This is a genomic window from Hymenobacter convexus (assembly GCF_030580955.1).
GTDB lineage: Bacteria > Bacteroidota > Bacteroidia > Cytophagales > Hymenobacteraceae > Hymenobacter.
This window is the reverse complement of the sequence record NZ_JAUQON010000012.1, coordinates 39482-53877: the sequence shown is the minus strand read 5'-3', so window position 1 is coordinate 53877 and position 14396 is coordinate 39482. Positions and strand designations below refer to the sequence as shown.

Annotated in this window: 6 protein-coding genes; 2 read left to right on the top strand and 4 right to left on the bottom strand. The window is 64.3% G+C overall.

Annotated elements, in window-relative coordinates:
* Positions 1 to 6: 6 nt before the first annotated feature.
* Together Q4S41_RS20945 and Q4S41_RS20940 are read right to left on the bottom strand one after the other, a co-directional pair.
* Positions 7 to 4353 carry an nSTAND1 domain-containing NTPase gene (locus tag Q4S41_RS20945; protein ID WP_305033090.1) on the bottom strand — a complete coding sequence of 1449 codons (4347 nt, stop codon included), beginning with the start codon at positions 4351 to 4353 and terminating at the stop codon, positions 7 to 9.
* Positions 4354 to 5910, bottom strand: coding sequence for a hypothetical protein (locus Q4S41_RS20940; RefSeq protein WP_305033088.1), 1557 nt, complete (start codon positions 5908 to 5910; stop codon positions 4354 to 4356). It abuts the gene before it with no gap.
* A 242-nt stretch (positions 5911 to 6152) separates the two neighbouring features.
* Here Q4S41_RS20940 and Q4S41_RS20935 point away from each other — a divergent pair, with 242 nt between their 5' ends.
* Together Q4S41_RS20935 and Q4S41_RS20930 are read left to right on the top strand one after the other, a co-directional pair.
* Positions 6153 to 9590: a TIR domain-containing protein gene (locus Q4S41_RS20935; RefSeq protein WP_305033087.1), complete on the top strand. Its 3438-nt coding sequence runs from the start codon at positions 6153 to 6155 to the stop codon at positions 9588 to 9590.
* Positions 9591 to 9637: 47 nt separating this feature from the next.
* On the top strand, positions 9638 to 11032 hold the full coding sequence (locus Q4S41_RS20930) for a TRAFs-binding domain-containing protein (RefSeq protein ID WP_305033086.1): 1395 nt from the start codon (positions 9638 to 9640) through the stop codon (positions 11030 to 11032).
* Positions 11033 to 11751: 719 nt separating this feature from the next.
* Here the strand turns inward: Q4S41_RS20930 and Q4S41_RS20925 are convergent.
* On the bottom strand, positions 11752 to 12888 hold the full coding sequence (locus Q4S41_RS20925) for a HupE/UreJ family protein (protein ID WP_305033085.1): 1137 nt from the start codon (positions 12886 to 12888) through the stop codon (positions 11752 to 11754).
* A 41-nt stretch (positions 12889 to 12929) separates the two neighbouring features.
* Complete coding sequence (locus Q4S41_RS20920; RefSeq protein WP_305033084.1) at positions 12930 to 14072, bottom strand: DUF3500 domain-containing protein; 1143 nt, start codon at positions 14070 to 14072, stop codon at positions 12930 to 12932.
* Between the last annotated feature and the right edge of the window lie 324 nt (positions 14073 to 14396).

Below are 14396 nucleotides of genomic sequence, written 5' to 3'. Positions count from 1 at the left end.
AAAAACTCAGTTGATGGGCCCGTCATAATCCTTCGGGTACACGAGCTGCACTTCGTCGTATTCGCGCCAGCCATCGCCCTTGGCAGCGGTTTTGAGGTGTGCCAGGCCCAACAAAACGGCATTAAAATAGGGCTGCCGAAACCGTTCCGACTCGTAGGCCGGGATGTCGCGCACGGCTTCGTAGCCGTGGTTGGCAAAGCTGCGGCCTTTGCACATGGCCAACTGGCCCTTGCTGTTCACCGTGCTGTTGCCCTCCTTGATGAGGAACCGGGCAAATTGATAAAAATCTTCATTTTTCCGCTTATCAGCGTAGGGGCGCCAGTAGAGCACGCTGATAATGCTGGCGGCGGCACTCAGGGGCTTCGGGCTGATTTGCCGTTGGTACTGCTCCAGAAAACCGTCCAGCAAGGCCTGATGCTCCTGGTTATTCGTGAGGATGGCCTGCTCGCTGATGCGGATTTTGGAGATGGTTGCCATTGGCTCGCCCAAGGCGTTGGCCAGCGCAAAAGCCTCCGGAATGCGCCCGGCGTGGGCCAGCGCGCTGGTCAGGTCCGAAAACACCACCTGCAGCGGCTCCCGGCTGAACGCCGGCTGGCCCGGTACCTGCCTGGCAAACGCCAGCAGCGCGGGCGTAATGGCCAGCTGCTGCAGCCGGACCGGATTTTGCAGCGACGCGACAAGGGCGAGCAGGGTGGCATTGCGCTGCCGACGCGCCACGGGGCCTGGCAGCGGTACCCGGGCCAGGGCCTTCATCCAGGCCAGATTGGGCAAGTCGTGGTGAAGCCGGGACAGCGCCGCTGTCCGGATGGAATAACCGCGGGTGTCCGAAAATCGGTCCGGGAAGGCGGCTTCCACGAAGGCCACACTGTCCAGCATCCGCACCACGCCGGCGTCGGGTAGCGGCTGGGCCGCTTCGTGGCGCAGCTGGTAGGTGAAAAACGAATTGAAGGAACAGGTGTAATACGATTCAAACAGCAAGGTTTTGGGCCGGCCGGGCGCCCGCAAAAAGGCGAGGGCACTCTGGCTATTGGCATGGCCGTTGAACCCGTCTTCGGGAAAGCCCAAGCTCCAGTCCGCGATGCTCACCGCTTCGCTCGCCTCACCAACTTGCTGTAGCTCGGCTGCGCGCGCACTAAACTGCGCAAAGGCCTGCGCCGCTTCGGCCGGCTGATGCTTCAGCTCTTGCAAATAAACACCCTGCATTTTGGCCAGAAAGGCTTGCAAAAACAAGGCGTTTCGCCGGTATTTGGCGGCCGTAATCGGGTGCGCGTGGAAGGCCCGCTCGTTCTGCTCCAGAAAAAGCGGTTCGCCGGCGGCCACCGCAGGAGCCGAGCCTAGCAATGCCTGCCACGCCTGGTCGCGCAGGGCAAGGGGCACCGAAAAGCTGACGCGGTCAGAATTGAGGTAGTCGGGATTGACCGCTCCGGCGCGCGCCTCATCGGCCGTGTAGGCTCTGCCAAAGGCCGGGTTGACGTCGTACACCGCATAAGAGGGGCTCACGCTCAGCAAGCTGTACACCGTGGCCGCGTACAGCTTGTTGAGATTTTCCCCGCCCACCCGGCTGCAGCGGCGCAACAAGCCAAGGGTGTTTTCCGGCGTGAAAAGCCCGTATTTCACCAGGTACGGCAGCACCGCCATGCCGCCATCGCGGGTAGAGGGCTTGTTGGCGGCAGTACTGAGCGAGTCCAGGCACTGCGCCACCCGCGCCGGCTGCCGCAACGCGGCAAACACGATAGCCCCGCTGAGGTAGCCGCCGCTGTGCGCGGTACTGCTAATGCCCTCCTCGGCAACGAGCAACTGCCGCGGGGGAAACAAGCGGTCGAACTGCTGCCGGGCCGCCGGCGCGCCAAACGGACTCAGGCCTTCCAGGAAAGCCAGGGTGGCCGGCGGAAAGTCGCCCTGCCCCAACAGCACCCGGAGACACAAACCAAAATCTACGGAGCTGGGGGCGGGGCCCGCCGTTTGCCGTATTTCCTGCTGCACGTAGCAGCGCAAGCGGCGCAGCAGCTTTTGCTTGCTGGCTTCAAGGCGCTGGCTCGTGGCCTGGCGGGCCTTCAGGGGCGGGGCTATGGCCGTTTTTTGCTGCGCGGCGCTTAGCAAATAATGCGTAATCGCCATCACGGTGAGGGCCGTGTAGACCGCCTGGGCGCGCTGATTGGTGTTGGCAAAGCGGGCGGCGTCGGGAAAAGGCGTGCGGCGGGCCGCCTGGTCGAGCCGGTGGTCTAAATCGAAGAGCAGCGGTTGCAGGTAAGGGTTTTCCCGCTCCACGGAGTCGTAGTCAACGTTGTTGGCCCAGGAATACATGCTCAGCTCAATATCCAGCGCCAGGCTATCATCGTCCACGGCGTCCAGCATGCGGGCGAAGGAGTAATCTTCCGCCGGGCGGCCGCCCAGCCACGGCCGGTACACCGCGTTTTTCAGCCGGTCGGCGTGCAGCAGAAACCGCGCCTTGTCATCCACCGACACATAGGGCGATTTCAGAAAAGGCGTGCGCTCCTTGATGATGGAATACGCCACGTAGTCGCTCTGCCGCTGACGCGCCGACCACGCCCACCAGCCCAGGCCCAGCAGCAGCACGGGCAGCAGCACCGCGGCGGCCAGGCGGCCGAGGCCGTAGCGGGCCACCAGCAGCGGCACCACCAAGCGGCGGCGGCTGGCTTCCAGAAAGCGGGTGAGCGTGCCGGCCTGCGCCGCGGCCGGGGCCAGGCGGTGGCCGGCGTCGGGGCTGGTGCTACGGCCGCTGGCCACGTAGTGTGCCAGCCAGTGGGCAAGGCTGGTTTGGCGGCCGCGCCATTGCGAAAAATAGGTGTAGGGACCAATGGGCAGCAGAAAGCCCGGATTTTCGGCGTTGGCCTGCCAGCGGTTGGCCTGCTGCATAAAGTCCTGCGCCACCCGCACGTCGTGGGCTTCCTGCACGGCCCACTGGGCGAGGTGGGCCCAGTTGCGAATCAGGCTCTCGTGGGTGATGTCCAGCACCGCATCGGGGGGCAGCACGGCGCGGTTGTCGTCGCCTTCGCCCAGCAGGGGCGAGAGAAAGGTGGTGCCGGGCTGGCGGAAGGGCCGCAAAATGCGGCACACCACCGGCCAGGGCAAGGCCGCGTCGTTGATGATGGCCGTGATTTCGGCCCCGGTCAGGCGGTTGCGCACCACGCGCTGGCCGTCGGTGCGGGTGAGGAGGCGGAACGTCTGCTCCACCACCCATTCGGCGGTGCCCGGCGGCAGCGCGGGCTCGAAGGCCTGGTTGTAAAGGTCGGTGGCGGCGTAGTAGAGCTGGTTGGCGTGGGCGTCGAGCACGTTGCGCAGCGAGGCATTGGCCAGCAGAAAGCGCTGCTCCGGGCCGGGCACGGCGGCGCGCCACTGGGCAAACCGGGCCTGGTCTTCGGGCGGCAGCTCGTCGCTCAGCCCGCCCACCATGGCGTAGTGAAGGAGGTCCATTTCCTCGCGGCCATGGTCGGCGGCCAGCCAGATGCGGCGCAGCGCGTGCTGCAGCACCGGCAGCTGGTCCTGGCCGTTGCGAATGTCGTAGAGCAGGCGCTGCACCAGCCGCTCGCTGATGCGGTTGCCGCTGAGCAGGGCCGGCTCCTTGATGACTTCCACGAACTCGTGGCGCAGCAGCCGGGGCACGAAGTACTGGCTGGTTCCAATCTGCTCAATCAGGCCCCGAAACTCGGCGCACTGCCCCACAAAATCGGAGCGCATGGTGCACACGATGTAGATGGGCAGGCCCTCGGCCCGGGCCAGCCGGGTGGTTTCCAGCAGTAGGTTCACCACGGTTTGGGCCGCGGCGTTAGGGCCGTCCGGGGTGTAGTTTTCGGGGTTGGTGAAAAACTCCTCGAACTGGTCGACGACAATCAGCAGGTTGCTCGCTTGCAGTTGGTAGCGGCGCTGCTCGGCCGGCGTCAGGCCCTCGGGCAGCTCGGCGGGCGGGCACAGCGGCGAGGCCCGGTAGAGCTGCACCAGTGCCGAAAAGCCCTGTTCCAGCTCGGTTTCGACGGCGCCGGTGCTGCTTTCCACTTGCAGAGCCGTGGCCAGCGCCTGGGCCAGGTTGCGCAGCGGGCTGCGCTCGGGCCGGAACGTGGCCACCGCCCAGCTGCTGTAGCGCGCCCGCAAAAAGCCGGCCCGGACTTCGGGCAGCAGCCCGGCAAACACGAGCGACGATTTGCCGTCGCCCGACGCGCCGGTCACCATCACGAAGCGCTGCGCGGCCAGCAAGTCCAGGCACTTGGCCACGTGGCTTTCGCGGCCCCGGAAATAAATGGCTTCGTCTTCGGTGAAGGTGCGCAGCCCCGTGTAGGGGCAAATCGGCTCTTCGGCCCCAAACAAGGCGGAAAGGGAGTCGTCGATAGCGGCCATCTACGCGCCGGCGTTAATTTGCTGCATCACGCGCCGCACTTCGTCGCTCACCCCGCGGTGCGGCTGAATGCGGGAAATGACGCGCGGGGCCTTGAAAATCCGCATCCGGTTTTGCACCGGGTCGTCCTCGCCCACAAACAGGATGGGCGTGTTCGAGCCCGCGCCGCCCACCAGCCGCCACACCTGCTTCACGAAGGGCAGGGCCCAGTCGGCGCTGTGCTTGAAGTACACCACGGCCAGCTTGCTCTTGGGAATGTTGCGCACCGTAAGCTCCTTATACTGGTCCTCGCTGTCGGGCTCAATGGTCAGCATTTCCACCGGAAATTCTTCGCTCAAGCGGTCGGTAATCTGGTTGGCTTCTTCGCTGTCGAGCTCGTTGAAAACGAAGAAGATTTCGATTTCCTTCTCAATTTCGGCGGCGGGCGGCGCCACCCGCTCCAGCGTGCTGCGCAGGTCCTCCACCAGCTGCATGGCACTCGGGGCACTGGTGAAGGTGCAGCGCTCGGTGAGCTCGTTGCGGATGCTGGTGACGAAGTCGCGCTGCGCGGGCCGCACGGCCAGGCCTTCGTCGGGGCAATACCACACAAACTGCCGGAACCCGGCCTGCTCGGCCGTGGCGCGGCGGGCCTCCCGGTAGGCAAACATGGGGAAGGAGCAGTCTTCGTCGTCCTCAAACCGGCGGCCAAACTCGTTGCCCAGCAAGTGCAGCGCGCACGTAGCCGCGGCCAGGGCCTCGCGGGTGCGGGCCCGGAATTCGTCTTCGTCGAGCGGGCAGTCGGTGGCGGGCACCACCTGCATGCCGGCTTTGGTGCACATCAGGGCCAGCTCCTCGCGCCGGGCCGTCAGCTCCTTCGAGGCCCAGGCCAGAAACACCACCGGGCTGGTGGCGGCGGGCGCCGCCGGGGCCAGCGGGGCAAGCCGGGGCAGGAGGGGGGCGGTGGCGGCGGGCGGGGGCAGCCGCTTGCCGGCCGCCACCAGTTCCTTCACGGCGTTGGCCACTTTGTTGATTTGGTTGCGGTAGAGCAGGCCGTCGGCGGGGCGGGGCAGCTCGTCGTCTTTGGCGCGCAGAGGCCGGTTCACGCCCAGGTCCTGGTACACGAAATCGATGGTGCGAAGCTGGCCGTGCAGGTGGTGCTCCAGCAGCTGCACGTCGGCCGGGGCGAGGTTGTGGATGCGCACCGGCAGTACCCGGCTGCCGTAGTTGCCGCTGGGCAGGCGCAGCGTCAGTCCCAGGCGGTCGTGGCCGGCCTGCTGCAGAAACGGCAGAAACTCGTGCTGCCACGCAAACCGCTCCGTGTCGCAATAGGTCTGCGACACGAGGGGAATGAAGATGAACGAGCGCAGGCGGTGCGCCAGGCTGGGGCCCACCTGGTGGGTGTCGCCCAAGCCGTCGGTGCGGTCTTGGTCGAAGTAAATGGTCAGCCGCTCCTTCACCGTGGCCGCTAATTCCTCCTGCAGGCGCGCCACAAATTCCGTTACCCACCCACTGAACAGATTGTCGTTGTGCCGGTAGCTGATGAAGATGTCGTACTCAAACTCAGGAAACAGGGTAGACATGGGGCGTTCGAAACGAACCGTATTGTAATCAAAAGCCGCAGGCAAAAGCCGCTTGCACCAAATGTACAAGGAATTCGGGCTACTATTTTGAGGATTCCCAGACGCCATTGCAGTTTAAACAGGCCCTGAATCGCCGCCCTGCATCAGCCGAGCGGCTAACAGCCCGTTGTCTCCATTTTTCATTAATCAGCAAAGCCCGAATCTGGTGATTACCTTGCTCTCAGGAGTCTAGTACACGCATAATGGATGCCCAACCCGCTGCCGCCCTGGCCTACGACGTCTTCATCAGCTATTCGATGGACCCGGACTACGCCCTGAGCCGCCGCGTGGAAAGCTTTCTGGAAGGCTTTCACACCCTAAAGCTGCCCAATGGCCAGGCGCTGAAACACTTGCAGATATGCCGGGATGGCAGCGACTTCTCGATGCATAAAATCAAAGCCGGGGCGCCCGCGCTGGCCCAGGGCGAAGACTCCGTGACGCAGGTGCTGGTAGAGTACTTGGCGCAATCGAATTACCTGCTGGTGCTTTGCTCGCCCAATGCGGCCAAGTCCAAATACGTCGCTTTTGAAGTGGACTGGTTTATCCGCCACAAAGGCGCCGACAGAGTGCTGGTTGCCGTCACGGATGGCGCGGACCTGAGCGGCAACATCGACTACCTGTTTCCACAGCCAGTGCTGGCGAGCCAGCTGCATCAGCGTATTTTTTATGACCTGCGGGGCTCCAAAAGCCAGTCGAAAAGCTGGCCGAAAGTGCGGGATTACGAAGAGGAGCTCACCAAGCTGGCGGCGCACCTCAGCGGCCGGACGCCGGGAGAAATTCTGCCCACCTGGCGCCAGGAAGAAAAGCGAAAATTGCGGCGGCAGCGCTACCTGGCCGGCGTGGTGGGCCTGGTGTTGCTGGGGGCCGCCGTGGGCCTGTCTTTCCTGTGGCGGCAGGCCGAAGCCAGCAAAGCCGAAGCCTTCACGCAGCGCAACAATGCGCAAAAGCAGCTGGCCCAGAATTTTTGGAACAGCGGGCGCACGGCCCTGGCCGGCAACCAGGTGGTGGACTACCTGCATCTGGTCGGGCAAGCCCTGAACAGCACCACCGACGACTCACTGACGCAAAGCCTGCTCACCGATGCGCAGTCAGCCCTGCCTACGTACCGACTGGCGGCGCACATCGAAGAGGCCATCGAAGGTGCCGTGCTCAGCCCCGACCAGCGCCAGGTGCTGGGGTGGGGGCCGGCTGGTGCCCAGGTGTGGGACGTGGCCTCGGGCCGGCCCGCTGGAAAACGCATAAAACCCGAACAACGCCTGCCGGACTCGGTGGTGTACCAGCACGGCGTCGACGCCCGCGACCTGACCGTGCGCGGCGCGGCTTTCAACCACGACGGCAGCCAGCTGTTGGTTTGGAACAACCAGCACGCCCGCTTGTGGCGGGTCAGCGGGGCCCCGGCGGGCCCGTCCCTGCGCCACGACGAGAACATTGTGGGGGCGGCTTTCAGTCACGACGAACAACAAATCGTGTCGTGGGGCGCCCATAGCATCCGCCGCTGGGCTAGCGGCACCGGCGTGTCCATTGGCCCGCCCTTGGAAGCCGACAGATTCTCCGGGCGGGGTGCCGTGTTCAGTCCCGATGACAAGCAGCTTTTAACTTATAGCGGTGAAGGATTCCGGGTGTGGCAGCTGGCCACCGGACGCTCCTTCAGCGGCGAGCTGCAGGCCACGCACGGGGCCGCGTTCAGCCGCGACGGACAACGGGTGCTGGCCTGGGGAATCATTGGCAGCCAGTGGTGGCAGGCCAGCACCGGGCAGGTGCTGGGCCCGCTCATGCGCCAACACATGCTGATGGGCGCCGCCGCCAGCCCAAACGAAAGCCGCGTGCTGTCGTGGGGAAACGACGGCGTGCATATATGGGTGGGCCCGGCGTGGGAGCGGCTGTCACAGTCGGGGCCCCCAAATAAAACCCCCGACGCCGGGGTGCAGGGCGCCCTTCTCAGCCAAGATGAGGAGCGGGTGCTCTCTTGGGGAAACGATAAAGTGCAGCTGCAGCCGGTTGCAATCCGGAACGCCTACCCCATGAGCCACCCGCAGGTGCAAGGCGCCGTGCTCAGCCCGGACGAAAGCCGGATTTTATCCTGGGGCAACGACGGCACCGTGCGAGTGTGGGAAGCGGCCACGGGGCAGCTCCTGGCCGTGCTGCACCACCAGCGCGCGGTGAGCGGCGCCGCGTTCGTTGGCGGGGCGCGCCGGGTGATGTCGTGGGGGCCCGATGGAATCCGGCTGTGGCGCGCTGCCGCCGGCGAACCGCCGACCGGGCGGCCCATGCCACACCTCGCGGCCAGCCCCGGCGCCACCTCGGACCTAAGCCAGGTGTTGTGGCTGGTGCCCGGCGCCGTTTTCAGCCATGATAATCGCCGAATCCTGTCGTGGTCGACCGACGGCCTGCGCCTGTGGGATGCCAGCACCCAGGATTCGCTGGTTCCCCTCATGCGCCCCCGTGCCTTCGTCAACCAGGCGGTGTTCAGCCCCGACGACCAGCAGCTGATGTCCTGGGGCGCCAAAACCATTCAGCGCTGGAACACCGCCACCGGGCGGCCGGCTGGCCCGCCCATCTACCACGGCGACTACGTGGGCGGGGCGGCCTTCGACCAGCGCGGCCGGCGGATTTTATCGTGGGGGGGCGGGGCCATCCGGCTGTGGCAGGCGGCCACGGGGCAGCCCCTGGGCCCTGCCATGGTCCAAAAAGGGGTTAGGGAAGCAATGTTTAACCGCAGCGAAGGACGCCTGCTGGCGTGGGGAAACGACGGGGACGAGGGCCTCATTCAGCTTTGGGATGTGGCCAAAGGAACCCCGATTGGCGCGCCCCTGCGCATCGCGGGCACCATCAATGCCGTGGCATGGAGCCCCGACGAAAGCCGGGTGGTAGCCACCGGCGACAACAAGGCGACGTGGCTGGGGCACCTGCCATCGAGGCGGCTGCGTAGCCTGGAGCAGAAAGAATTTCTCATTGACGGGGCAAAATTCAGCCGGGATGGCAAACTGATTTTGACCTGGGGCGATGGGGGCATCCAGCTGTGGCGGGCCGCCACCGGCAAGCCCGCCGGGGCTTTGCTGCGGCACGAAGCCTGCACCGGGGCCGCCTTCAGCCGGAACGGGCAACGGCTGTTGTCGTGGGGCAACCAAAAAATGCAGCTGTGGCAGGCGGCTTCGGGGCGGCCCATCACGGTGGCGATGTCCCACGAAAGCCTGCAGGGAGCCGCATTCAGCCCCCGCGAAGACCAGGTGCTGTCCTGGGGAGTCGATGGCAGCGTGCGACGCTGGCTCGCGGCCACCGGGCAGCCGCTGGGCACCCCGGTGCAGTACGGGACCAAGGTAGAGGACGCCACGTTCGATGCGGCCGAAGGCCACGTCCTGTTCTGGGGAGCCGAAGGGCCTCGCCTGTGGGACGTCCGGGCCGACCTGGATTTGCCGCCGTCGCTGTTTGAAAAGCAGGTGCAGGCCCTGACCGGCACGGTACTGGATGCCAACGCCCTGACTGCTAACTGCTGCCCGCTCGCGGAGTGGCGGAAAATAAACGAAGCGTACCAGCGCCAGGGGCGCGCGCATTATCAACAATGCCGGTTCAAAGCCGCCAATGTCTGGCACCGGTACTACGCCTTCACCCCAGCCGCACCAATTACGAAGCGTACGGAATAAGCCGCCGCACGCACCTAAACTTCTCAGTTAAGCTTCCTCACATCCCTATGGCCCCCCCTCTAGCCACCCTACAAGCCCACCGCCCACTGTGTTTCGTGCTGATGCCTTTTGGCACCAAGCCCGATGGCATGGGCGGCACCGTCAACTTCGATAAGGTGTACCACCAGCTCATCAAGCCCGCCATTGAGCAGGCGGGCCTGGAACCGCTGCGGGCCGATGAGGAGGTCATCGGGGGCTTCATTCATAAGCCGATGTTTGAGCGCCTGCTTTTGTGCGAGTACGCCGTGGCCGATTTGACGGCCGCCAACGCCAACGTGTTTTACGAGCTGGGCGTGCGCCACGCCGCGCGCCCGTGGAGCACCGTCCTGCTGTTTGCCCAGGGCGGGCGCCTGCCGTTCGACATTGCGCCCATTCGCACGCTGCCTTACCAACTGGACCCAACCGGCAGCCCCAGCGCCGCCGAAACCGACCAGGCTGCCCTCACCGCCTTGCTGAATGAGGTCCAGAGAACGGCGGGAGAGCATGAAAAGGGGCCAATTGACAGCCCGCTCTACCAGATAGTGGAAGGCTATCCGGCCATCGACCACACCAAAACCGACATCTTCCGGGACCAGGTGGCCTATTCCGAAACGATTAAGAAGCAGCTGGCCCAAGCGCGCACGCAAGGGCTGGCTGCCGTGCAGCAAGTAGCGGCCACCCTGGGCGACCTAAGCAGCCTGGAGGCCGGTGTCCTCATTGATTTGCTGTTGTCTTACCGGGCCGTCAAATCCTGGACCGGGATGACCCAACTGGTGGAGCACATGCCCCGCCCCTTGGCCGATACCGCCCTGGTGCAGGAGCAATACGGCTTTGCGCTGAACCGCGCCGGCCAGGGGCCGGACGCCGAGCGGGTGCTAACCGACCTGGTGAAGCGCCGGGGGCCCAGCAGCGAAACCCTCGGCATTCTGGGGCGGGTGTACAAAGACCAGTGGGAAGCGGCCCTGGTCCGGGGCGACAGGCGAGTGGCTGCCGCCTTGCTCGACAAGGCGATTACGACTTACCTGCGGGGATTCGAAGCTGACTGGCGGGATGCCTACCCCGGCATCAATGCCGTGACGCTCATGGGCCTGGCCGACAAGGTTGACCCTCGGCAGCAGCAGCTCCTGCCGGTGGTGCGGTACGCCGTGGAGCGCAAAGTCAGCGCGGGCTCCCCCGACTACTGGGATTACGCTACCCTGCTGGAACTGGCCGTTCTGGCCGACGACGAAGCCGCTGCTGACCAGTACCTGGGCCAGGCCCTCACCACGGCTTATGACCCCTTCGGGCCCGAAACAACGGCTCGTAACCTGCGTCTGATTCGCGAAGCCACAGAGCGCCGGGGAGAGCCAAAGAACTGGATTCAAGCGTTTGAAACCGAACTGCTGGCGGCAGCAAATCCACCTACGCAAGAAGGGAATAGCTGATGCGGTGAGGCGATTCAGCGGAAACGCTCAGTAAGCAATCGGGCGGGGGTATTCAACAGCCATGAGCGATTCGCTCAATCTTTAGTACGTGTCGGCAACTCCTTGTTCGGAAAGCATGGACGGAGGCACTGCGCCTGGAAGCGACCTTCAAAAAAGCCGGAAAAACCAGCAACGAAAAGCAACGCTTGTGCCTCAGAGTGTACCCTAAGTATGCAAAAAGGCCCTCACATTGCTGTGAAGGCCTTTTTGTGGTCGTGTAAGGCCCGGAAATTACCTATTGAGCTAGACGAGAACAGCCAAAAACCGTCTCCGCTGGCCTTCTTGGCATTTCGCACTACCCGCGGTTGTCTAGTCTGATGCGTCTTGAGATAGGGAAGAGTAGCCACGGGTCCCCCGACGGGTCCCCCGTATTTAGCTGTCTAAAAGACAGGAAAACAGGCGCCACGTTCGAAAGCCTATGATGTAATCGATTTCTAACAATGATGTCAAGTACGGGCCCTGTCTAAGCGGGATGCCCGCAGTGAGAAGCCAGCCTGATTAACGACTTGATTCAGAAAGTATAGCTCACAAAGCAAACCCGCAAAAACTTTCAGAACCCACTTCTTGACCCCGCAGAAAGCACCTTTTCAGCCTAATTGCGTGGGGGAGGATGGAGGTGTCAGTAAGGTGCGCCTTTCTGAGGCCAGTTTTCATCCTGCTAATTTGAAAGCGTGCTTTTTCTAAACCATGGCAGCAACGGCCCGGCAGAAGTAGAACACACCCGCCCCGGCAATCACCATCGACCCAAGGCGTAGCAAGCCGGTGAAACTAATGGCCGGCTGACTGGCACTGCGCATAGGAAGGCTCAATACCTGCCGCAAACCGAATACCGGCAGCATTACTAGCTGCTGGCCGGCTTCCAGGCCCAGGCTAAAGCCGAGCAGGGCCAGCAGCAACACTTCATGTGGTAGTTGGTGCAGCAGCGTGAGCAACCCGCTGGCAAACCCCAACCCGTGTACGAGCCCGAAGCCAAAAGCCACCGCTAGGCGGCTTCCTCGCGAGGCCGCACTTGGCCAAAAAATATTCTGGAGGGCTACCGCCACGATGCTGCCAGCAATCAGTATTTCCACGAGTGCCTCGGGTACCTGCACCAGTTGATAGGCCGCCAGGGTTAGCGTGAGGGCGTGGGCCAGCGTGAAGGCGCTGATTACTTTCACTAGCTCCCAAAGGCTGGCCGCCCCCAGCACCAGCGCCGCCAGAAATAGCAAATGGTCGTAGCCGGTCAGAATATGTCCCAGGCCGTGCCCGAAATAGGCGCGCATCACCGCCAGCTGGTCGGCGCGGTGAAGAGACAAGTTCCCATCAGTGCCAGCCGGCGCGGCGCTGGCGGTGGCAAACGTCAGCTCGTAGCGGGCTTGCGTGAAGCTGCGGGCCTGTCTCAGCACGCGCAGGCCGGGCTGGCGCGGCAGCAGGCAGTTGACCAGGTAGGCAGCCAGCGCCGGCTGGTGCTGATTGAGGAGCGTAAGGTGGTGAGGGGTTCGGCTGGCCGGTACGGGGGCCTCGAAGGTGAGCCCAATGTCACCCAGGCCGGCGGTGAGCTGCCGGGGCGGCGGAAAAGCTGCCTCTATCAGGTGCAGTGGCGTGGGCCGGCCGTCGAGGGTGAGCGCGAGGTCATGCTGCACGCGGGCGGCGTAAGCGTGCTGCTCGGTGGGCGAGAAGATGCCGTCGTGGTTGGCATCGAGGCCGGCCAGCACCTGCGCCGCCACGTCGGTGCCCGGCGTCAGGCGCAGGTGCAGGGTGAGGTGGTTGGGGGCCAATTCCAGCGTGGTGGCCTGCAGGTACTCGTTGAGCCGGTGCGCGCGGGCGGACGGGGCCAACGCCAACAAGGCGGCTACGAGCAAGACTGCCCAGCACGCTCTCATCGGCTCGTGAAGGCGTGCCCGTATTCGTTGGTGGGGTCGCGGTAGATGGTGTGCACGTGCATGCTCGGGTCGCCGCCCACGCCCTGGGGCGAGAACTCAATCACCACCTTCGGCCCCTGAATGCGGTAGTAGGAAGTGCCGTTGCGGTCCGGCGCGTGCGTGGTGGGGCCGCTCCAGGCAAAGTAGGTGTCGTTCAGGCCGGCCTTTAGCTCGGTTATGCGGGCCTTCACGTAGCTCTCCTGGATAATGCCGGCCCACTCGCCCATCAGGTCGAGCAGCATGGCCTGCTGCGCGGCTGTCATCTCGGAGCCCTTCAGCCCTTCGGGCACGATGGTTTCGCCGTCGTGGCCCGGACCGAGTACGAGGTCTCTGACTTCATACGTCAGCATGGCTTTCTGGCGCTGCGCGGCGTCGAGCGCATTGAGCAGGGCGAAGGCTTTGTCGTTTTCCTGGGCCAGCACGCGCACCGTCTTGCCCTGGCTCTGGTACACGGCCGGCTGCGCGCCGGTCAGCGTGGGCGTGAGGACGCCGTGGGCTCCGGCAATCAGCACGTTCAGGCCCAGGTGGTGCCCGCCGAACTGCACCAGCCAGGGGGCCGTGGCACTCGGCGGGCCAAACAAGGCCAGCGTGTAGGTGTCCTTGCCGGCGGCAAAGTGGGTGCCCCCATCCGCCAGGGCCTGGTCGGAACCCATGATGGCCAGTACTTTCTGGTAGCCTTTGGGGCTGAGCAGCACTTGTAGCAGGTGCATGGCGGACTCGCGCTGCTGGGCGCTGAGGCTGCCGAGCTGTACTCCCGGCCGGGTCACGTCACTGACGGGAAAGTTCGACCACACGGCCTGCCCGTACTGCTCGCCCACGAAGGTCATGCGCCCGCCCATGCCGCCCTTAAAGTTGGCGGCCGTCGCCTTGGGCTGCGGGACAAAGGCAAACTGCACTTTGCTCCGCTGCTCGGCACTGAGCGTATTGAGAAAGGCCGTGGCCGCCGCCACGGTGGCCTGGGTCTGGGCCTGCGGCGGGGCAATTGGGGTTGTCAGTGCGCTCGAATTCCCCGGCCGCACCACCTGGGCCGAAGCCAGGGTGAACCACCCAGCTGCGGTGCCGGCCAGCAGCAGCACCCCGTACATCATTCTGTTCATCATAGCAAAAGCTAGGGAAGCGGTTGGTTTGCTTCGTATTAATGAAAGCCACAAGTTGCGGCCGCGAAAACTGCTTCGGCAAGTTCGACCAACGGGCGGTCCCGGGTTTTGATGGTTCACCCCGGCCGCGCCACCTGGGCCGAAGCCAGGGATGCCAGCTGCTTCTCAGAACGGGCAGCTAAAAATACGGGGCTTCTACGCGGCATTTCACATAGTTTTCGACCAATTGCGGCTTCATGCCGCCGAGGTCATTGGTTCCGTCGCACAACAACGAAAGCTATGAAGCCAAAGCATCATGCTCACCGGATGAAAAAGGCCTCCCGGAGT